The 18,691-nt window shown below is 49.0% G+C and carries 22 protein-coding genes; 14 read left to right on the plus strand and 8 right to left on the minus strand.

Features of this window, described 5'->3' with window-relative positions:
- Positions 1 to 6: 6 nt before the first annotated feature.
- The 4 genes from ICL55_RS04070 to ICL55_RS04085 all read right to left on the minus strand — a co-directional run bounded on the left by ICL55_RS04070 (position 7) and on the right by ICL55_RS04085 (position 2,860).
- On the minus strand, positions 7 to 750 hold the full coding sequence (locus ICL55_RS04070) for a LytR/AlgR family response regulator transcription factor (RefSeq protein ID WP_188094758.1): 744 nt from the start codon (positions 748 to 750) through the stop codon (positions 7 to 9).
- Positions 751 to 895: 145 nt separating this feature from the next.
- Positions 896 to 1,324, minus strand: a complete 429-nt coding sequence (locus ICL55_RS04075) for a hypothetical protein (protein ID WP_188094759.1) — start codon at positions 1,322 to 1,324, stop codon at positions 896 to 898.
- A gap of 270 nt (positions 1,325 to 1,594) precedes the next feature.
- Positions 1,595 to 2,101, minus strand: coding sequence for a hypothetical protein (locus tag ICL55_RS04080; protein ID WP_188094760.1), 507 nt, complete (start codon positions 2,099 to 2,101; stop codon positions 1,595 to 1,597).
- Between the two features lie 183 nt (positions 2,102 to 2,284).
- Positions 2,285 to 2,860 carry a DUF1579 domain-containing protein gene (locus tag ICL55_RS04085; protein WP_188094761.1) on the minus strand — a complete coding sequence of 192 codons (576 nt, stop codon included), beginning with the start codon at positions 2,858 to 2,860 and terminating at the stop codon, positions 2,285 to 2,287.
- Between the two features lie 133 nt (positions 2,861 to 2,993).
- Between ICL55_RS04085 and ICL55_RS04090 the strand changes: the two genes are divergently transcribed.
- From ICL55_RS04090 to ICL55_RS04125, 8 genes are all read left to right on the plus strand, one after another.
- Positions 2,994 to 3,482 (plus strand): hypothetical protein, encoded by a 489-nt coding sequence (locus ICL55_RS04090; RefSeq protein WP_188094762.1) that lies wholly within the window; start codon positions 2,994 to 2,996, stop codon positions 3,480 to 3,482.
- Positions 3,483 to 3,619: 137 nt separating this feature from the next.
- Positions 3,620 to 4,513 (plus strand): sugar phosphate isomerase/epimerase family protein, encoded by an 894-nt coding sequence (locus ICL55_RS04095; protein WP_188094763.1) that lies wholly within the window; start codon positions 3,620 to 3,622, stop codon positions 4,511 to 4,513.
- Between the two features lie 12 nt (positions 4,514 to 4,525).
- A complete protein-coding gene (locus ICL55_RS04100; protein ID WP_188094764.1) occupies positions 4,526 to 5,890 on the plus strand; it encodes a Gfo/Idh/MocA family protein in 1,365 nt (454 codons plus the stop codon).
- Positions 5,890 to 6,975, plus strand: coding sequence for a Gfo/Idh/MocA family protein (locus tag ICL55_RS04105; RefSeq protein WP_188095684.1), 1,086 nt, complete (start codon positions 5,890 to 5,892; stop codon positions 6,973 to 6,975). The genes ICL55_RS04100 and ICL55_RS04105 overlap by 1 nt, the downstream gene beginning before the upstream one ends.
- A 269-nt stretch (positions 6,976 to 7,244) precedes the next feature.
- A complete protein-coding gene (locus ICL55_RS04110; RefSeq protein WP_188094765.1) occupies positions 7,245 to 8,405 on the plus strand; it encodes a T9SS type A sorting domain-containing protein in 1,161 nt (386 codons plus the stop codon).
- A gap of 63 nt (positions 8,406 to 8,468) precedes the next feature.
- Positions 8,469 to 9,140 (plus strand): GDSL-type esterase/lipase family protein, encoded by a 672-nt coding sequence (locus ICL55_RS04115; RefSeq protein ID WP_188094766.1) that lies wholly within the window; start codon positions 8,469 to 8,471, stop codon positions 9,138 to 9,140.
- Positions 9,141 to 9,193: 53 nt separating this feature from the next.
- Positions 9,194 to 9,970: a hypothetical protein gene (locus tag ICL55_RS04120; RefSeq protein ID WP_188094767.1), complete on the plus strand. Its 777-nt coding sequence runs from the start codon at positions 9,194 to 9,196 to the stop codon at positions 9,968 to 9,970.
- 40 nt (positions 9,971 to 10,010) lie between these two features.
- Positions 10,011 to 10,379: a YccF domain-containing protein gene (locus ICL55_RS04125; protein WP_188094768.1), complete on the plus strand. Its 369-nt coding sequence runs from the start codon at positions 10,011 to 10,013 to the stop codon at positions 10,377 to 10,379.
- Here ICL55_RS04125 and ICL55_RS04130 read toward each other — a convergent pair whose 3' ends face one another.
- Complete coding sequence (locus ICL55_RS04130) at positions 10,380 to 10,778, minus strand: glyoxalase superfamily protein (protein WP_343067714.1); 399 nt, start codon at positions 10,776 to 10,778, stop codon at positions 10,380 to 10,382. It abuts the gene before it with no gap.
- Positions 10,779 to 10,887: 109 nt separating this feature from the next.
- Positions 10,888 to 11,214 (minus strand): hypothetical protein, encoded by a 327-nt coding sequence (locus ICL55_RS04135; protein WP_188094770.1) that lies wholly within the window; start codon positions 11,212 to 11,214, stop codon positions 10,888 to 10,890.
- A gap of 198 nt (positions 11,215 to 11,412) precedes the next feature.
- Here ICL55_RS04135 and ICL55_RS04140 point away from each other — a divergent pair, with 198 nt between their 5' ends.
- Together ICL55_RS04140 and ICL55_RS04145 are read left to right on the plus strand one after the other, a co-directional pair.
- Entirely contained in the window at positions 11,413 to 11,628 is a 216-nt protein-coding gene (locus tag ICL55_RS04140) for a hypothetical protein (protein ID WP_188094771.1), read from the plus strand.
- 13 nt (positions 11,629 to 11,641) lie between these two features.
- Positions 11,642 to 11,917 carry an RNA recognition motif domain-containing protein gene (locus ICL55_RS04145; RefSeq protein WP_188094772.1) on the plus strand — a complete coding sequence of 92 codons (276 nt, stop codon included), beginning with the start codon at positions 11,642 to 11,644 and terminating at the stop codon, positions 11,915 to 11,917.
- 53 nt (positions 11,918 to 11,970) lie between these two features.
- Here ICL55_RS04145 and ICL55_RS04150 read toward each other — a convergent pair whose 3' ends face one another.
- Positions 11,971 to 13,464 (minus strand): aminotransferase-like domain-containing protein, encoded by a 1,494-nt coding sequence (locus ICL55_RS04150; RefSeq protein WP_188094773.1) that lies wholly within the window; start codon positions 13,462 to 13,464, stop codon positions 11,971 to 11,973.
- A gap of 239 nt (positions 13,465 to 13,703) precedes the next feature.
- Between ICL55_RS04150 and ICL55_RS04155 the strand changes: the two genes are divergently transcribed.
- The 4 genes from ICL55_RS04155 to ICL55_RS04170 all read left to right on the plus strand — a co-directional run bounded on the left by ICL55_RS04155 (position 13,704) and on the right by ICL55_RS04170 (position 17,964).
- Positions 13,704 to 14,315 carry a hypothetical protein gene (locus ICL55_RS04155; protein WP_188094774.1) on the plus strand — a complete coding sequence of 204 codons (612 nt, stop codon included), beginning with the start codon at positions 13,704 to 13,706 and terminating at the stop codon, positions 14,313 to 14,315.
- Positions 14,316 to 14,352: 37 nt separating this feature from the next.
- Complete coding sequence (gene bioB, locus ICL55_RS04160) at positions 14,353 to 15,339, plus strand: biotin synthase BioB (protein ID WP_188094775.1); 987 nt, start codon at positions 14,353 to 14,355, stop codon at positions 15,337 to 15,339.
- 488 nt (positions 15,340 to 15,827) lie between these two features.
- Positions 15,828 to 17,225 carry an OmpA family protein gene (locus ICL55_RS04165; protein WP_188094776.1) on the plus strand — a complete coding sequence of 466 codons (1,398 nt, stop codon included), beginning with the start codon at positions 15,828 to 15,830 and terminating at the stop codon, positions 17,223 to 17,225.
- Positions 17,226 to 17,424: 199 nt separating this feature from the next.
- Complete coding sequence (locus ICL55_RS04170) at positions 17,425 to 17,964, plus strand: hypothetical protein (RefSeq protein WP_188094777.1); 540 nt, start codon at positions 17,425 to 17,427, stop codon at positions 17,962 to 17,964.
- A gap of 334 nt (positions 17,965 to 18,298) precedes the next feature.
- Here ICL55_RS04170 and ICL55_RS04175 read toward each other — a convergent pair whose 3' ends face one another.
- A complete protein-coding gene (locus ICL55_RS04175) occupies positions 18,299 to 18,691 on the minus strand; it encodes a hypothetical protein (RefSeq protein ID WP_188094778.1) in 393 nt (130 codons plus the stop codon).

Raw genomic sequence — 18,691 nt, forward strand, 5'->3', positions numbered from 1 at the left:
AATCTATTAATGATCGCCCATCAGGAACTGCCGGACATATTCCCGTTTACGTGCGGAAACAGGTATCTCGGTGCCGTCTTTCAGAATCAGGATGCCGTCTTTCAGAAAACGGTCTATACAATGATGATTGACGATGTAGGACTGATGGATGCGGATAAACCAGCTTTCGGGCAACAGTTCCTCGTATTCCTTGATAGGACGGGAAACCATCACCTTTCTTTTGTCAGACAGGTAAAAGGTAGTATAACTGCCATCACTCTGGCAATACAGGATTTCCTCAAAAGGTACTACCTGTAAGTATTGGGAGGAGCGAAGTACGATCCGGTTCTGTAATCCTGCTTTTTTGGGTTGCAGATGACTGCTGGTAATGTCCATCTGGGTGCGGGTGCTGACAGGACTTTCGGACAACAGCCTTTTGAGGGTGGCCATCAGTTCTTCTTCATCCACTGGTTTGAGCAGGTAATCGAAAGCCCCGAATTTGATGGCTTTGATAGCATGCTCATTATATGCCGTAATAAATATGATGCGGAAATTTCTGTCGGGAAACTCCTGTAAGAGGTCAAATCCGGTGCCGTCGGCCAGTTCAATGTCCAATAGTAACAGTTCTGGTTCCGTATTGGGGATGATCACCCTGGCTTCGGCTATACTGCCGCAGCTGCCCAGTACCAGGAAATCGGGGTAGCGTTTCATCAGCCATTCCAGGTCTTTGCGGATGGCCGGTTCATCGTCAATAATCAGCGTGCGGATCATGGTCTCGGATATGGGTTATTGCTCATATTGTTAAAAGTAGAAAAAAATCAGGTATTACCGGGTGGTAATACCTGCAAGGTTATCAACAAAGAATAAAAGGCCGACAAAAACAGCTTAAACATAATAGGGTCTTCCGGAGAACAAACTATATATGACTGAACAATGTAGAAGCCGGTGCTGCTGCGGTGTTCACCAGAACGTTTATTTCACTTTGGAAGCGTTCAAATGTTTCCCTGCGGGAAGATTTAAACAACATCCTGATAAGCAGGAATCCTGCTATCACCGGAATAATGCCGCCAATACTGATGGTCAACTGCCGGTTAAACATACTCAATGCTGCCGTGCATAACACAAACCCTGTCAACACGCCGCCTCCCAGCCATAACAACGGTGGAAGAAAATCCAGCCGCAGATGGTCTTTTTTATAGCGCAACAAAAAACGAAAACCCCGGTGCTGCACCTCAATGATGGGAGCCCCTGTAAGAGGTTTCCATAACCGGGCGCCCGGAAAGCGCCGCCGTATTTCTGAAAAGATCTGTTCCGCACTTTTGGAGGCAGAGTTGCTGATTTTCATATGGGTCTCAATTCAATTGGCGGATAAATAGCGGACGTTTCAAAGATAAGGCCGCCTGTTATCCCATAACCCCTGAATTAATATCCGTACGGGTTTTGTTTATATTCGTTTAGATAATCATGTGTTTTCGTTATTGAAATCGATTACCATGACCATGTTTTTTGTTTTAATTATTTGATTATCAATTATTTATGTCTAAATAGTCATAGGTGTCAAATAAAAAAGCCGGAAGCAATACGCTTCCGGCTTTTAATGCCTTGAGGCTGTCTTTTATTTTTTGGTAAACGTCAGATAATCTACCAGCTTCCAGGTGTTACCATCCTGGCTGGTTTCATACGTCATCTTAAACGACTGTGAAGAAAGCTTCTCGTACAGGAAGCGCTCATACAAGACGTTGTTGGCAGGCTGGGGGAGTTGTCGGGTGAGAACGAGTTTGCCGTCCTGCCATCCCTGGGAGGAAAACTTCCGGTGGCCGCGGAAGTTATCGAAGACATAATCTACCAGCTCGCCCGATTGCTTATCTACGCCCCACATAGAAAGCGCTTTATACCGGTTAGGCGCTTTATCGGTGTGTTCATACATGACCCAGGCGCTGTCCAGTGATAGTTTGAAACGGAGGTCCGCGGCGATTTTTTTGCCACTGGCGAATGCGCCGTCGCCGGTCCAGTCGCCCAGGAAGAACTGTATCATATCGGCAGGTAATTGTTTGCCGGTTTGTGCCTTCATGGAGGAGGAAAGCCCGAGGCAGAGTAGCAGGGTGATAGTGTGTGTTTTCATATAAGGGAAACGCTGTGATTAAACACGGTTGTGGTATTGTGGGTGATCGTCTCAAAAATAGCGGCAACAGGTCAACAAATCAAATAGCGGCAGATTTTTTAACAGGGTTTTAAATAAGACAGGTATAACTGCAACGACCCATGCTATGGGGTAGCAGGGGTCGTTGATGTCGGAAGGGCCTTATTATTTCCGTTTAAAAGCGATTTCCATTTCTTTGAATTCTTTGCCGTTGGCCATGCGATACATTTCCAGGGTATAGTTATTCGCGTCCTGGAATTTGATCACCTGACGCAGGTCCATGGTTTTTTGCATGGCGGGGTCATATGATTTCCCTCTGTACACGATACCGTTGACAGCGGGTTCCCATTTGCCTTCCATCATCATCATACCGGTGCCCATGTTGTCAATCCAGGTGTTGAGATACATTTTCCGGGCATTGTCGTAGGCAGTGGTGCCGAGACCTTCAAAGGGCATGCCCATCATGTCGGAAGTGAAGCGGCTTTCCTGGTAACGTCCTCCCAGGATCATTTTGTTGGAGCAGCTGCCGGTTGCTTTTTCCGGTTTAGCGCCGGGACCTTTCCAGAAGGTCATGTCGGTGGTCCAGTCGCCTTCTGTTTTGGCCAGTTGCTGATGTTCGGGGCCAGGCGTCATGTAGGCCATCCATGCTTTGTGGGCCGCAACGGAATCCATTTGGGCGGAAGCAGTGTTAACTGTTAACAGGCAACCGAAAGCGGCGGCCAACACATACAGTGTTTTCATAGTCTGAGGTTGTTTAGAGTGAGTAATTGGGGTTCTCGAAGCAGTGCAATTTAATTAATTAAGCTATGTGGCGCGGATATAGGTGTTGTACCATACTATTTAATTGTATTTTCGATGCCGCAATCCTGTAAAGATGAAGACAGCGTCCATTAATGAGTTGAAGAAAGAACTGGCCTCCGTGCCTCCGGCACAGCTGGCAGCATTATGCCTGCGTCTGGCCAAATATAAAAAGGAAAACAAGGAACTGCTGACTTACCTGTTGTTCGACGCGGATGATGAACAGGGGTATATCAATGCCGTGAAAACAGAGATGGACAACGGGTTTGAAGAAATGGCCGGTAGCAATCTGCACAATGCAAAAAAACGTTTGCGTAAGATATTACGGCTGGTCAACAAACATATCCGTTATATGGGTTCCAAACCGGCAGAGGCGGAGCTGTTGATTTACTTTTGTGAGCGCCTGGTGGATTCCAGCCTGCTGCGTCACCAGAGCACTGTACTGCATAACCTTTATGCCGCACAACTGAAGAAGATTGTGAAGGTGGTGGTAGGGCTGCATGAAGACCTGCAACATGATTTCCGGCGTCAGGTAGAGCCGTTGCTGGAAATATTAAAACCATAGCATTTTGTTATTGGGTTATTTACTGAGCCGGCTTTAATCATAAAATATCAAAATAACCAAATATCAAAATGATTATGATTTCTCCCGGATAATGATTACTTTTTCCTATGGCCTTTCTTTTCCGGGCTTTCCACATTATGAAAAATACGCTGACGGTCCTTTTCCTCCTGGGACTCACCTCTTTTTTGCAATCGAATGCACAAACTTCCATGCAGCGTAACGAAAATACGATGCCTGTTTTGGGCCTCACCGCTTCGGTTGAGAGTGACAGTCTGGCCAATGCCGCCGGTTTCGTATACCTTGAAGAAACAGTCAAAAGGATGCTGGCGCCTTCGGTGAGTGAAGAAACTTTTACCGCCCATCTGCAGAAACTAAAACGGGCACGTTGCCGCATACAGACGTGTAATCTTTTTATACCGGGCTATCTCAAACTCATGGGACCGGAGGTCAACGAAGCATGGGTATTAGGGTATGTAGACACGGTCATGCAGCGTGCGGAAAAGGCTGGTATCGGGCTTATTGTATTAGGCAGCGGAGAGGCGCGTAAAATCCCGGAGGGTGTTAACAGGGAAGACGCGAAGCAACAGTTTATCCGGCTGGCGCGCAAAATGGCAGCTATCGCAGCAAAGCATAACTGTCTCATTTCCATGGAGAATCTGAATGCTACTGAAACCAATTTCGTGAATACATTGGCCGAGGCCTGTCAGGTGGTGACAGCGGTAGACCACCCTAACTTCCGGCTCACGGCCGACATCTATCATATGCTGCGTGAAAATGAACCGGCGGCCAACATTGAGAAGGCCAAAGGCATATTGGTGCATTGTCATATTGCAGAAAGAGAGAAACGTTCAGCGCCGGGTGTGGAGCGGCAGGATTTCCGGCCTTACCTGGCAGCGTTGCGAAGCATCGGCTACAAAGGACGGATCATGATGGAATGTAAATGGAACAACCCAGCGGTGGAATATGCGCCGGCAGTGGCCTATCTGGAAGGACAACTCAAAGAAGTATATCATATCTCCGGAAAAAAATAAAATACTTGTACAATGACATCCACTAAAAAGACAAGGCGGGAATTTCTGCAACAATCCCTGATGGCAGGAGCAGGACTAACGATCACGGCTATGGGAATGCCGGCCAGCAGCTATGCCCGTATCCTGGGCGCCAACGACCGGGTAAATGTGGGGCTGGTAGGGTTTTCCGACCGTGCCCGGCAGGCGTTGCTGCCTTCTTTCTTCAGCCATAACAAGGAGCTGAATTTCGACCTGATCGCTGTTTCCGATATCTGGAACCGCCGTAGAGAGGAAGGGAAGGCCTTTCTGGAACAGAAAACAGGGCATTCTGTGCAGGCCTGTGTCAACAATGATGAACTGTACCGGATTAAAAACCTGGATGCGGTATTCATCGCCTCGGCTGATTTCCAGCATGCCTATCATACCATTGAAGCGGTGAAGAATAAATGTGACGTATATAGTGAGAAACCGTTTGCCGAAACCATGGACGACGCCCGCAAGGCGCTGAAGGCTGTAAAAGAGTCGGGCAAGATCATGCAGGTAGGCACCCAACGGCGCAGCGGCACCAGTTACCACGCAGCGGCCAATTTCATTAAGGAAGGTAAGTTCGGGGATATTACCATGGTGGAGATGACCTGGAACGTAAACCAGCCCGGACGCTGGCGGCGGCCCGATCTGGTGAAGAGCATCCGGGAGTCGGATACCGACTGGAAACGTTTTCTGGCCGGTCGCCCCAACGATAGCTGGGACCCGCGCAAATACCTCGAGTATCGCCTGTTCTGGCCGTATTCCTCCGGTATTTTCGGACAATGGATGACGCACCAGATTGATACCGTTCACTGGTTCAGCGGCCTGAAACACCCACGCAGCGCGGTGGCCAACGGGGGCATCTATATGTGGCACGACGGCCGCAAAAACCCGGACACGCTGACAGCCGTGTTTGACTATGGTCCGGCCAACGAACCGGAGAAAGGGTTTCAGGTGATGTACAGCAGCCGCTTTCATAACTCTGCCGGGGGTACGAAAGAGATCTACTATTCCAATGGTGGCACCATCGATATGTCTACCAATAAAATCAGCAGCACCGGCGGCCTCACCGAAAGAGAAGCTGCTGAAATGGGCATGCATGCCAACCTGCTGACCCCGATCACGCTGGATTCGCAGGAAAAAGTGGAGACCAGCGCCAATACCGGCGGAGACCCGCTCACCAGTGCGCATGTACGCAACTGGATGAGCAGTGTGCGGGAGCGTAAGCAGCCCAATGCACCGATCGAAGCAGCGTATTCCCATTCTATCGCCCTCATCATGGGCAACGCCGCTTATCGTACCGGCATGAAAGCTACCTTTGATGAAGCTACCCAGGAAGTGATGGTGGGCGGCAAAGTATTTACGATGTGATGAAACAATTGCACCTCTTTCTGCTTTTAATACTGACACAGGCCTGTGCTTCGGCGCAGGCGCTGCGTGTGGCCGTGGCCGGGGTATCACATGGCCATTCCGGCTGGATACTGGGGCGCGCCCATGACAACCATATTCAACTGGCAGGGATATACGAAAAGGACACGGCGTTGGCCGGCAGGGTAGCGCGGCAGTATCATATTCCGCAGCAGCAGGTATATCACGATCTTGGGCAGATGCTGGACGCCGTAAAGCCGCAGGCCGTGCTGGCCTTCGGGTCGGTGCACAGTCACCGCGAGGTGGTGGAAGCCTGTGCGCCGCGGGGCATTCATGTGATGGTGGAAAAGCCGCTGGCTGCCAATCTCCGGGACGCGCTGGTGATGGACTCGCTGGCGCGGCGGTATGGCATCCATCTGCTGACCAACTACGAAACCAGCTGGTATCCTACCGTGGCGAAGACTTTCCAGCTGCTGGAAGACAGCAGCTTTGCCGGCCGTGTCCGCAAAGTGGTGATCCACGACGGGCATCAGGGGCCACAGGAGATAGGTTGCAGCCCGGCGTTTTTGTCCTGGCTGACAGACCCGGTCCTCAATGGCGGCGGGGCACTGATGGACTTTGGCTGCTATGGCGCCAACCTCATGACGCGGCTGATGAAAAACCGTGTGCCCGTGGCCGTTACCGCCGTTACCCGGCAATATAAACCTGACCGTTATCCTAAGGTAGAAGACGACGCCACGATCATCGTAGACTATCCGGACGCCCAATGTATTATCCAGGCGTCGTGGAACTGGCCTTTCAGCCGCAAGGACATGGAAGTGTATGGAGAGAAAGGCTACATCATGGCGGCGGACAAAAACACATTGTTACTGCGCAACCGCGAATCCGCGCCGGCGGTGACCAGGCATATAACGGCTACGGATATACCGGTATACGAAGATCCGTTCCTTTATCTGGCTGCGGTGGTGAAAGGAAAAGAAACGCCGCCGCCTTATGGTTTGTATGCCTTGCCCAATAACGTACTGGTGCTACGTATCCTCGAAGCAGCGAAGGAGTCGGCCCGTACCGGAAAGAAAGTCTTTTTATAGCTGCTCTCCTTTCCCGCGCACGGGAAAGGAGAGCAGCCTTTGTTGATCGCGCCCGCATTAAGGGGGGTGTTCCCACTTCGCCGGTCTTTCTCCCGAAATATGACCGGCCATCTCCACTGACAACCAGTTTTTTAAGTCTGCCCCGAAATAATTTCCCCGCAAAAAGAAGGATTTATCAAATAAAAATATTAAATTATGTATGCAATGAAATCGATTGCATTATTTCTACCGAAATCTGAATCACAAAACCCTCAAAACATGTATTACTTATGAAACCGCTTATCGGCAAACCTTTGCACAAATTATGGAAACCTGCCTTGCTGACAACCGCCGGTCTCCTTTTTCTTTCGGGTATCCAGGCCCAGGTAACGCTTTCTGCCAACGGTCCCGGCAACACGTACGAGCTGATCGAAAGTGTGCTGGGCAACGGCACCGCCAGCGAAGTGCCTGACTGCGCGCACCCATCGTTTGGCCGGCATATCACGGAAGAATTTGATGCCTCGCTCAACAAAAACGTGTTCGTGTTTTTCCTCCATGCCACACCGGACAACGACCGTTGCGGCCCTAATACAGACCGGCAACGCAACGAGATCAAGACGTTCGGTCCCTCGCCGGACAATGTGAAGGGCACCTACGGAGAAACAGTCACCTATCGCTGGAAATTCAAAATTGACGCGGACTTCATTCCTACCACCAGCTTCTGCCATCTACATCAGATTAAAGCGGGCGATGGCGATGATGGCGCACCATTGATCACCCTTACGCCCCGTGCCGGCTCCCCCCAAAAACTACAGGTGATCTATACACCCGGGAGCGGCGGCAGCGGTGGTGGTGAGAAAGCCAGCGCTCCGCTATCTTCCTTTAAAGGCAACTGGGTAGAGGTAGAAGAAAAAATCACCTATTCTACCACAGGCTCCTACAAAGTCATCATCAAAAAAGTGAGCGATGGCACGACATTGTTGAACTACAGCAATAACAACATCGATATGTGGCGCGACGGGACGACCTTCTGCCGCCCTAAATGGGGCATCTATCGTAAGCTGGCAACAGGCATCCGCGATGAACAGGTGCGTTTTGCCGACTTCTGCATCGCTGAAGGCAGCGCTACCTGCGGCAGCCCCATGTTGGCAACTGCCGATACGCCACCAGCTGCTACGGTGCCCCTTACACATGATAACATTTCCCTTCAGGTGTTTCCCAATCCTTTTCCGCAGATCACCTATGTTGACCTGGACGTGAAAGAAGCCGGCAATACCCTGCTGGAAGTATTTGACACCCAGCAGAAGAGGGTAGGGCTATTGCTCAATACCACGCTGCAGCCGGGCAATCACCGCACTGCCCTGGACACCAAAAACCTGCCTGCAGGTACTTATGTTATCAAGCTTACCCATAACGGTAAAGTATATACTAAAATGGTCACCAAACAGTAGGCCACCGCGGAAGAATTACGAAAGAGGGTTTCCTGTTTCGTAATTCTTTTTTATTTTGTGCCAATGACCAAATTGTTTTTTCCTTTTCTGTTAGGTGCACTGTTATCAGGCAATAGCCTGCTGGCACAGGAACAGGTGCGCTATCAGGAAGATGTGCGGACGATCAAGAAGTTCGATCAGATGTATGCCCCTCCGGCAAATCCGATCCTGTTTGTAGGTAGTTCCTCCATTCGTAAATGGGATGATCTGGAGCGGACCTTTGCCGACTATGTGGTGATGAACAGAGGGGTAGGCGGAGCCGTGACCAACGATATCATCTATTTTGCACCGGACCTTATTTTCGATTATCATCCACGGCAAGTGGTGATTTACGTGGGCGAAAATGACCTGCCGGAAGGCGCTACGGCCGATAGCGTATTCAGTCGTTTTCAACGCCTGTACAGCGTTGTCCGCTCCCGGTTGCCCGAAGTGCCCATCGAATATATCTCCCTGAAGCCCAGTCCTTCCCGGGTGAAGTATATGAAAACGGCCGCAGAGGCGAACAGCATGATCAAAGCATTTCTGGCAAAGGAAAAAAATGCTCACTTTATCGACGTCTTTCCGCTGATGCTTGATAAGCAGGGGCAGCCCCGCCCGGAGTTGTTCGTATCGGATATGCTTCACATGAATGCACAAGGTTATGCTATCTGGAGCAAAGCCATAAAACCTTACCTGTTAAAAAAATCATCCAAATAATTTTTGTCCCCGATGCAGCCATATAAAGCTGTGTTCTTTTACTATTTACCCTTATGCGAACCATTGTTACCTATTTTCAACTGGCAGGCGAGTTTACTAACCCCTACAGATTTATTTCCGGCGCTGTTTTTTCCGGTCTGATTGCTTTCGCGACGGCACTGATACTGGTGCTATTGCTGCGCAGGTATATTTTGGTGCCCCGTTCCCACAAGCTGCTGAAAGTGCTGGCCTATGTGTATATGGTGGCACTGCCGCTGCTGGCCGGCTTCTTTGGGTTGAAGTGGGGATTTTTCCATAGTCTGCGTAAAGACATCCGGGAACATACGGACGTTTATGCCGCCCATGTACCACCGGTTTTCAGCGAGACGGCCCTGAAGGCAGTGGACTCCCTGTTTGGCGGCAACGCCCGGATTTCCTCCCTCAGCACGCACCAGGTCATTGATACCGCAGCGGTAGTGGTGTATAACGTATACGGCAGTACGCTGGAGCAACAGCTGGGTGCCACACAGGGTGTCAAAGGAAAGCTGGCCTCCCTGCTGTTGCAGATCACCAAAAGCAAAGCTATCGCCGGTGTGATGCACAAGGCGATCTATCATCTGCTACATGATAAGTTAGGCTTGACAGAAGATGCGAGCAACGAAGTGGTGCACACGTCGCTGAGCAAATTGATGAATGGCAACTTGTTTGTAAACATCGCGGTTATTCAGGTGGACCAATTCCTGAAAGGGCTACAGCGGGGCATTCTCTATACTTTCCTGATGATACTGGCTGTTCCGCTGATAGAAGTGTCCATTGCCCATTACCGTTACCGCCGGCAAATTGCGGTATAACTGCTGTGGAAAGTATGTACTTTTCTGTAATATTACACCTATGAATTTAATCGGAAATATTATCTGGCTGATCTTCGGCGGATTGGCCGCCGCGCTCGGCTACATCGTATCGGGCTTTCTGTTTTGTATCACTATTATCGGTATTCCTTTCGGGATACAATGCTTTAAAATAGGGCTGTTCACCCTCATGCCTTTCGGGCGTGAAGTACGTGACGGCGCCGGTTCTACCGGTTGCCTGTCAACGTTGTTCAATATCATCTGGATATTTACCGGTGGGATATGGGTGGCCATTTGCCATTTTTTCTTCGGCATATTGCTGACCATCACCGTGATTGGCGCTCCCTGGGGCCGTCAGCATTTTAAGCTGATGAGCCTTACTTTCGCGCCGTTTGGAAAAGAGATCTATTAATCAGGCAGATTCTTCGAAGATGATAGTGTTCTGAAACGGATCGATCACCGTCATCAGCAGCACTTCAGGATTCCAGTCGGCCCGTTCCAGGCCGGGATTCATGTATTTATAGTCTTTCCCGCCCAATTTCGCATGGAAGGCCTTTAAGCCTTTAAACTCTGTGATACTGATCCGGGCGCCTGGTGTACCGTCGCCATGGTGCTCGGAGAGGTCTATCTGTGCATCGCCTTTGGCAATGCGCATATATATCGGGGCGCCTTCGGGCTTGTGCTCCCAAAGTATTTCGAACTCCAGCCAATCAACGTAGAACTGTATGGCCCGGGCATAATCAAACATGCGGAAGATGGGAATGATGCGTGACATAAGTATCTGATTGATACTTAAATATAGGAAAATAATGTGGAGACTGGTATTTTACATGACGAGTCCAGGCTATAGGCCGGTAAGCGCCGGCCCATAGCCTTGTAAACAACTGGTTATCATCTTCAGACTGAAGACTGGAGATGCGTCAATTGTTTCGGAAAGCTGATTTGTCAATGGTTTGCGCCCGAAGCGTAAAAATCTGCAGGTAGTGCTGGATCAGCAATCCCATTTTTTTTCTGAGCCAGTCGATCGTCATGGTGGACCGGTTGTCAGAAAGGAAGGCTGTAGCGGCCTCATCAAGCTTCCGATGAAAGTGGGCCTGATATTTTTGCTGCCATTGCCGGAAAATATTTTCCTGCTGACGTCTGTCTATGTTTTTGGTACAAAAGGAAAATTCTCCGTAGGTGTTTAACAGGATTTCGTAGGCAATTTCATCGAATGAGTTGATAAGCCTGTGATCTTCTCTGGGCATAACAGGATTATTAAGAGGGTTATTCTAATAGATATCTGCTGTTGTCTTATAAGCCGGCCGGATATGGTTTTGAAACGCGTTTCTAAAGATAGGGAAAAAAAGGAAAAATTCCATAAACTTTTCGGGGTTACTTCCTGTTGGTCCGAGGGGTCGCTTTGCCTCTTCACCATTGAATAGGACACGCATATATGTACCCGGATGAAGACCTTCCCCGGCTTCTGTTACGGTCTGCTGCGCAAAAAACTGCCGGTAGTGTTGCAGGAGAATCTGCTGCGGACGATCTTTTCTCCGGAAATGTCTAAATTAAACGTACCTTTGGCTGAATTTGAGTTTTATCGCTTCCGTAAGCTACCCTACTCTCGTCAGGTTGTTCTACTTTACGCTGCATTCTTCTCAGATATTTTTAACGTTTAATTTTCTAACTCCAATGAATATTTATGTATCCAATCTGGGATATAATTTCCAGATTGAAGATCTTGTCAACCTGTTTATTGAATATGGCGTGATTTCATCTGCGAGAATTGTCGAGGATAAATTCACGAACAAAAGCAAGGGCTTCGGCTTTGTAGAGATGGAAAACAGGATTGAAGCAGAAAATGCGATCCGTGCCCTTAACGGAATGGAGATTGGTGGGCGTGTTATTAGTGTGACCGAGGCGCCGCCTCAGAAACCACGGTCGGGGTACCAGAACCGCTATCGATAAACATATTTATAGTTAATGCAATGTCTGTTCCGGTGCTCCGGGACAGACATTTTTTATTGTCCTTTCCCCATTACTTCCAGTACTCCCTGCTTCAATATCCGTACGCTCTCCGCAGCTTCTTCCTGCGTAAAATGCCCAAACCCCAGCCGCATGGCGGTCAGGTCTTTGTGCTGATACAGCAGTGTTTTGGGAATAAAGAGATTGTTCCGCGAGCATGCTTTCCCCAGCTGCATCAGATTAATAGGCCGTTTCCAGCGCGTCCACACCGCGAGGCCGCCTGCCGGCTTGCGCAGTTCCATAAAATCGGATAGTTCTCGCTGCATCACGGCTACGATATGGTCCCGTCGCTCGCGGTATACTTTGAGGGATTTTTTAAGGTAGCGGTGGATCTCCCCTGATTCGATCATTTCACCGAGTACCTGTTCCATGAGCACGTCGCCCTGGCGGTCGATGATGCCGAGATGTTTGCGCATTTCGGTCATGAGATTTTCCGGGGCGATGATAAAGCCGGTGCGGAAGCCCGGTGCGAGTGACTTTCCGAATGCGCCGGTATATACCACCATGCCGTTGGTGTCAGCGCTGGCGAGGGGTAGCACCGGGCTGTTGTCGTAGTGGAAATCGTAGTCGTAGTCATCTTCGAGGATCACGAAACCAAATTCGGAGGCCAGGTGCAGCAGGGCAATGCGGCGTTCTGCGCTGAGCGTGACGGTGGTAGGGTAGTGGTGATGCGGTGTGATGTACAACATGCGGATGCGCTGCTTTTCACAGATGCGGCGTACGGCGTCTACATCAATACCATCTTCGTCGATGGGTACCGAGAGGATGCGGGCGCCGGACTTCTGAAAGATCATGTTAACGGAAAAATAGCTCAATGACCCTACCAGTACGGTATCTCCGGGCGATAGTAATATTTCGGAAGTGATATATACGCTCATCTCCGTGCTGCGGGTGATGAGGATGTTGTCTTTAGAGATATGCAGTCCGCGGGACTGGTTCAGGTAGTTGGACAGGTGTTTTTTGAAGAACTCGCTGCCATCCTGGTTATAGTATCCCAGTTTGCGGTGATTGCTTTTACGTTTGAGATGTCCGCTGTAGAGGCTCGACAGGTGGCTTACCTGGGTAAGGCGGATGTCTGGCGTGCCGTCGTTGAACACATACTCGCAGGAAGAATGTTCAAATGGGTTGTCGAGCAGACTGGATTTGCGGAAATCGAAGCCGGTCTCCCTGGGGTAACGCGCCAGTGGCGTGTCGGGGGTGGCCCGTATTTTCTGCGGACGCCCGGCTGTTTTCCCGATAATGAACGTGCCTTTATTGGGCCGTGTTTCTATCCACCCCTGGGTGTCCAGTTCTTCATACACCGCCACGATGGTGTTGCGGTTCACTTCCAGCAATTCGCTGAGCTGGCGGGTGCCGGGCAGTTTGGTGCCGGTCACCAGATAACCACGCTGAATGGCGTTGATCAGCTGGTGCGCCACCTGAAGATAGATGGCGGTTGTTGACTGCCGATCTATATGGACAAAACTTTTATAAGGAACCGGACTGCTCATGTTATTTAAAATAATACCGTTAAATAGTCCGGCAAGTTATCTCATTTCGCCCTTTATATCTATTTATATTATTTTATATAATGTTTATATAAGTGATAATAAAAGTATAGGAAGATAATTAAGTCGGTTTCTTATCCCGGTTTCCCTGTGTTTGGATGATCCGGACTAGCTGTCATATCAAAACTGGCCCAGTTGAATCATCCGGCAAGCGGTTACTTTTGGCTGGAAACGAATGACATATGCAAGATATACTGCAACATATCGTTGGACACAACGACCTGCATGCTAAATGGCTGAACACCCTCTCTTTTATGGAGAACGCCGGCGCCCGTAAGATTTCGGCCTGCGAACATCCCACGCTGGTGGATTTTATTCAGCTGAAACATGCGGCGGAGGAGCATCGCCACGCCTATTACCTGAAAAAACAAATTGCTAAAGTAAGCGCAGATACCTGTAAGACCTACCAGCTGCATGAGCTGCTGGCGCCGCATCAGACGCGGCATTACCTGCACCAGCTGGACATGCAGGCCTGTCGTTATCTTAAAAATACATTCGGGCTGCAGGGCAGTCAGCTGAAATATGCGGCCTACCTCTTTGTGACATACGCCATCGAAGTGCGTGCAGACGCGCTGTATCCCGTATATCAGGCCGAGCTGGACAAAGCCGGCAGTAAGGTGATGGTCCGCTCCATCATCGTGGAAGAAGAAGGACATCTGGAAGAGATGATCCATCAGCTGCAGGATTTTGCGCCCGACTGGGAAGTACATGCCCGGCACGTGGAGAAACTGGAGCAACAGCTGTTCGATAACTGGCTGGCAGCCATCGGGCAGGAACTCACACAATACGCATAAAGACACTTACATAACGAGTTAAATTTAATCAGGAAGCATGAACGCAACAGCTATCAGAAACGACTGGACCCTCGAAGAGATCCAGGCTATCTATGACCAGCCCCTGCTGGATCTGGTTTATCAGGCAGCTACCATTCACCGCGAGTACCATTCCGCGCGGGAAATACAGGTGTGTACCCTCTTGTCCATCAAAACAGGGGGATGCCCGGAAGACTGTTCCTATTGCGGACAGGCAGCGCGGTATCACACAGATATCAAAGTGCAGGCCTTATTGCCCACCGAAACGGTGATCGCGCATGCGCAGAAGGCAAAAGACAACGGTTCCACCCGTTTCTGTATGGCCGCAGCATGGCGGGAAGTAAGGGACAACCGCGACTTTGACCGCGTTATCGACATGGTAAAAGGCGTGAATGACCTGGGACTGGAAGTATGCTGCACGCTTGGCATGCTCACAGAGGAACAGGCTATTCGCTTACAGGAAGCCGGTCTGCATGCTTACAACCACAATCTCGACACGTCAGAACAATACTATAAAGAGATTATTTCCACCCGTAATTTCGATAACCGTATCAACACCATCAATAACGTGCGCAAAGCCGGTATTACCGTGTGTTCCGGCGGTATTATCGGTTTAGGGGAAACGCACCGCGACCGTATCTCTATGCTGCTCACGCTGGCAACAATGCCCAAACATCCGGAATCAGTGCCCATCAATGCGCTGGCCCGCGTCAAAGGCACGCCGCTGGAAGATAATCCTAAAGTGGACGCGTGGGACATGGTACGTATGATTGCCACCGCCCGCATTGTGATGCCAGCGTCCACTGTGCGTCTTACCGCCGGCCGTATCGAGATGACAGAATCTGAACAGGCCTGGTGTTTCATGGCTGGTGCTAATTCTATTTTCACCGGTGAAAGACAAACACTGCTCGTGACGCCGAATCCCGGCGTATCAGAAGATATGCAAATGCTGCAAAACCTGGGTCTGCAGCCAATGCCCAACAAAAAAGAAGTATCTGCCTGCTAAATACATCGCCGGATAATAATACATCAAAAAAGCCTGTGCAGGATGCACAGGCTTTTTTGATGGCTACTGCCATACACTGTAATTTCGTATATACATCACAGTGAGTAATTGTATAACCTTCCTTTGATATAATCCCTTGGCATATTCTGGTGCAAGGGTTTTTTTTATGGAAAATTTTGCCTGTCTCCCTGAAAAAAAGTAAGGATGTATAACTAAAACGTATAAACGATATTTATTTAGTTTAAAAAAAATTGATGTGATGGGGTAGTAGATAAGCCGGAGGGGTGTAGCCGATTTCTTTATATCCGTTTCAAACTGTTTGTGGTGGCCGTTTTAGGAGGGCTGTTGCTGGTGTTGTTTTTACTCTTGGCACAGACTTTGTAAATAGCCTGCCTGTTCTAACAAAGGTACCTTGATTGTAACAACTTTAGACTTGTTATGCTTAGAACAGATTATATAATTTAACCCAATACTAATTATTTATGAGGATGTTTACGAAATTTGGGAAGTCTATCATGGTGACTTCATCTGTACTTGCTTTATCTGGAGCCGCGTTTGCGCAGGACAAGGATAGTACCCTGAAAACAAATCGTGTTGTTCCCTTCAATGGCGTAAAAGATTATCGTACGTGGTCTGTAGGCGCATGGGGCGGTGGTTCCGCAGCTTTTGGTCCATTTGGCGGTCCCTACTACTTCAATAACTTCGATTTTAAGAATGTAGGCTTTGTATATGGTGCGTACGTGAAGAAACAAATATTCCACAACTTTGGCCTGCAGGCGGACTTCATGCGCGGACAGGTAAAAGGCGCTACCAAAGCATCGCAGACACTGACTGATATCAACGGTGCACCGTTAGCTGGCGGCATCAAATCTTTCCAGACAGATATTGACTGGTCTGCATCACTCAGTGGTGTACTCAGCCTGGGTTCTATCAACTGGATCAACAAACAGAGTTTTGTGATTCCTTACGTATCTGTGGGTGCAGGTGCGATGGCATTTAAACCTACTGTTACTGCGGCCGACGGAACAGAGACCGCTGTAAAAACCAGCGGTGGTAAATCCACTCACACAGAGATGTTCATCCCGGTTGGCCTAGGTGCTAAATTTGTAGTGGCTCCGGGTGTAAACATCGACCTGGCCTATAACACAAATTTTGTGAACAGTAAAGTGTTCGACGGTGTGAACAGCGGTAACAAAGACAAGTTCTCCACTGCTAAGCTGGGCCTTGAATTTGCGCTGGGCAAGAAAAGAAAACCGCAGCTGGCGGTCGTAAATCCTGCTGCACAACTGGCAGAAGACCTGTGGACTAAAAATGCCGCACTGAAAACTTCCCTGGCAGAAAGCGATGCCCGTAATCAGGCAGCTATCGGTCAGCTGAAAGAAGAAATTGACGGCATGAAGCGTGATACCGACGGCGACGGTGTTCCTGATTATCTGGACAAATGCCCGAACACGCCTGCCGGTACCAAAGTTGATGGCGCTGGTTGCCCGCTGCCGGCTCCTGTACAGGTAGTGAAAGAAAAAGTGATTGTAACAGAAGCTGATAGGAAAGTAGTAAAAGACGCGATCGACAACCTGGAATTTGATCTGGGTAAAGCCACTATTCGTCCTAACTCTTTCGCCAGCCTCGATAAGGTGGCCAACCTGCTGGTAGAGAAAAACTTCAGCCTGAAACTGGCTGGTCATACCGATAACACTGGTTCTGCTACTACCAACATGCGTCTTTCCAAAGAACGTGCTGAGTCTATCAAATCTTATCTGGTATCCAAAGGTGCAAATCCTTCCCGGATTGAAGCTACCGGTTATGGATCTACGCAGCCGATTGCCACCAACAAGACGGCTGCTGGTCGCCAACAGAACAGAAGAGTAGAATTTACTTTATACTAATCTTCTTATAACATCCATTTTTTAACTTGCCTTCAAATTAAAAAGCTGTTCCTGTTACGGAACAGCTTTTTTTGTACCTTGTAACCAACCCTGCAGTTTCCCGAGATGATTGTACAGCATTCTTTCTTCCGGGAATTTTAAAAAATGAGTTTATATATCGTTGGAGAAAGAACAACCCGTTTAATCTTAAAATACAAGCATGATCAAATATTTGTTTCCCCTTATGTGCCTGCTGATGATGACCACCTGTGTATCAGCACAAACAGCGTCTATCCATAATTCACCGGATTGGGTAAAGTTTGGCGTGATGTCAATGGGCGTACGGGTAAAATATACCATTACGCCTCACGGACTGGAGCGCACCTGGTTGGACACCAATGGTCCCGCCATTGATTCTTCGGTGGTAAAGCAATCGTCGGAACAATGGCAACAAAGCCGGTTTATCATCGATGCTATACCCGGATTGTTGTTCACTGCCGGTCACACAGCGAATTGGGGCTGCCTGCATTGCCATGACCAGCCCGCAGTCATGATTGAGCTGGGATTTAGTGACCGGACATCGTTGTATTACCTGATCGATTCAGATACCAACGCGCTGCCGGCGTCTATCCGGAAATACGTGTACGATGTGCTGATACAGACGAATCGTTTGATAGCAGGAGCAAATGCACAGAAAGAGACTACTGCAAAGAAAGATACTATGCTCCAGGGACCAAGAAAAATATCTCAACAGTTATAAGCGAATAAAAAAATACGACTACAACCCGGGCTTTTACCTGGACGTTAATAGTTACAACTGTACCTATGAGGTGATGATAAATGATATGCCGGCATATTCATTTTATGGCTCGGGGAACCAGGGTGGGACTGTTTTCCCGGTATCCCCCTTATTCTAAGGGGGGAGTCTGCGATGATTGGTATTGCGGACAATAAATACAAAATTTATAGCCTCCTATTGCACAAACCCGCTGGCAGCAATCAATTGCAGGTAATAAGATAGTCCTCCTTTTGGGGAGCAAAACAACAAGCGGCCGTCTCCAATTGATGAGACGGCCGCTTGCTGTTTATCAGGATCATGGATGAAGGCCGGCTGTGGGAGTGACGTGGGTTTGACGGGCTTTGGAGATTCTTCTTCCCCGGAAAAACAGATAGAGGTTGAGGAATAACATGATACCGAGATAGATGAAGAATCCACCCAGCTTGCTGCTCAGCACTTCCATCAATTCACGTGGGCTACTGAGTTCTGTCCCGATTTTCATGATCCAGAAAGCAAAGCCGATGTTGAGGAGATAGAACCCGGTTTCAAAAAGTTTGTTGGTGGCCAATGCGAGTTGCTGGTTGCCATGAAAAATATCGATCATAAACACTTTACTGTTTTTAAACAGTATCCAGGCTACGAGCCAGGTCACCACTATGACTACCGGCAGGTAAATCAGGTAGGCAGAAAAATTAAATGCGGGATGCAT

Origin of the sequence: Chitinophaga varians, from assembly GCF_014529945.1 — a bacterium.
In the GTDB taxonomy this organism is placed as follows: domain Bacteria; phylum Bacteroidota; class Bacteroidia; order Chitinophagales; family Chitinophagaceae; genus Chitinophaga; species Chitinophaga varians.

Bases quoted from the DNA above. Each gene is read 5' to 3' on its own strand.
- ICL55_RS04155 (WP_188094774.1), top strand. From the start codon at position 13,704: ATGCAAGATATACTGCAACATATCGTTGGACACAACGACCTGCATGCT.
- ICL55_RS04125 (WP_188094768.1), top strand. From the start codon at position 10,011: ATGAATTTAATCGGAAATATTATCTGGCTGATCTTCGGCGGATTGGCC.
- ICL55_RS04135 (WP_188094770.1), bottom strand. From the start codon at position 11,214: ATGCCCAGAGAAGATCACAGGCTTATCAACTCATTCGATGAAATTGCC.
- ICL55_RS04100 (WP_188094764.1), top strand. From the start codon at position 4,526: ATGACATCCACTAAAAAGACAAGGCGGGAATTTCTGCAACAATCCCTG.
- ICL55_RS04070 (WP_188094758.1), bottom strand. From the start codon at position 750: ATGATCCGCACGCTGATTATTGACGATGAACCGGCCATCCGCAAAGAC.
- ICL55_RS04150 (WP_188094773.1), bottom strand. From the start codon at position 13,464: ATGAGCAGTCCGGTTCCTTATAAAAGTTTTGTCCATATAGATCGGCAG.
- ICL55_RS04170 (WP_188094777.1), top strand. From the start codon at position 17,425: ATGATCAAATATTTGTTTCCCCTTATGTGCCTGCTGATGATGACCACC.
- ICL55_RS04145 (WP_188094772.1), top strand. From the start codon at position 11,642: ATGAATATTTATGTATCCAATCTGGGATATAATTTCCAGATTGAAGAT.
- ICL55_RS04110 (WP_188094765.1), top strand. From the start codon at position 7,245: ATGAAACCGCTTATCGGCAAACCTTTGCACAAATTATGGAAACCTGCC.
- bioB (WP_188094775.1), top strand. From the start codon at position 14,353: ATGAACGCAACAGCTATCAGAAACGACTGGACCCTCGAAGAGATCCAG.
- ICL55_RS04080 (WP_188094760.1), bottom strand. From the start codon at position 2,101: ATGAAAACACACACTATCACCCTGCTACTCTGCCTCGGGCTTTCCTCC.
- ICL55_RS04105 (WP_188095684.1), top strand. From the start codon at position 5,890: ATGAAACAATTGCACCTCTTTCTGCTTTTAATACTGACACAGGCCTGT.
- ICL55_RS04085 (WP_188094761.1), bottom strand. From the start codon at position 2,860: ATGAAAACACTGTATGTGTTGGCCGCCGCTTTCGGTTGCCTGTTAACA.
- ICL55_RS04090 (WP_188094762.1), top strand. From the start codon at position 2,994: ATGAAGACAGCGTCCATTAATGAGTTGAAGAAAGAACTGGCCTCCGTG.
- ICL55_RS04175 (WP_188094778.1), bottom strand. From the start codon at position 18,691: ATGCATCCCGCATTTAATTTTTCTGCCTACCTGATTTACCTGCCGGTA.
- ICL55_RS04095 (WP_188094763.1), top strand. From the start codon at position 3,620: ATGAAAAATACGCTGACGGTCCTTTTCCTCCTGGGACTCACCTCTTTT.
- ICL55_RS04140 (WP_188094771.1), top strand. From the start codon at position 11,413: ATGAAGACCTTCCCCGGCTTCTGTTACGGTCTGCTGCGCAAAAAACTG.
- ICL55_RS04165 (WP_188094776.1), top strand. From the start codon at position 15,828: ATGTTTACGAAATTTGGGAAGTCTATCATGGTGACTTCATCTGTACTT.
- ICL55_RS04075 (WP_188094759.1), bottom strand. From the start codon at position 1,324: ATGAAAATCAGCAACTCTGCCTCCAAAAGTGCGGAACAGATCTTTTCA.
- ICL55_RS04115 (WP_188094766.1), top strand. From the start codon at position 8,469: ATGACCAAATTGTTTTTTCCTTTTCTGTTAGGTGCACTGTTATCAGGC.
- ICL55_RS04120 (WP_188094767.1), top strand. From the start codon at position 9,194: ATGCGAACCATTGTTACCTATTTTCAACTGGCAGGCGAGTTTACTAAC.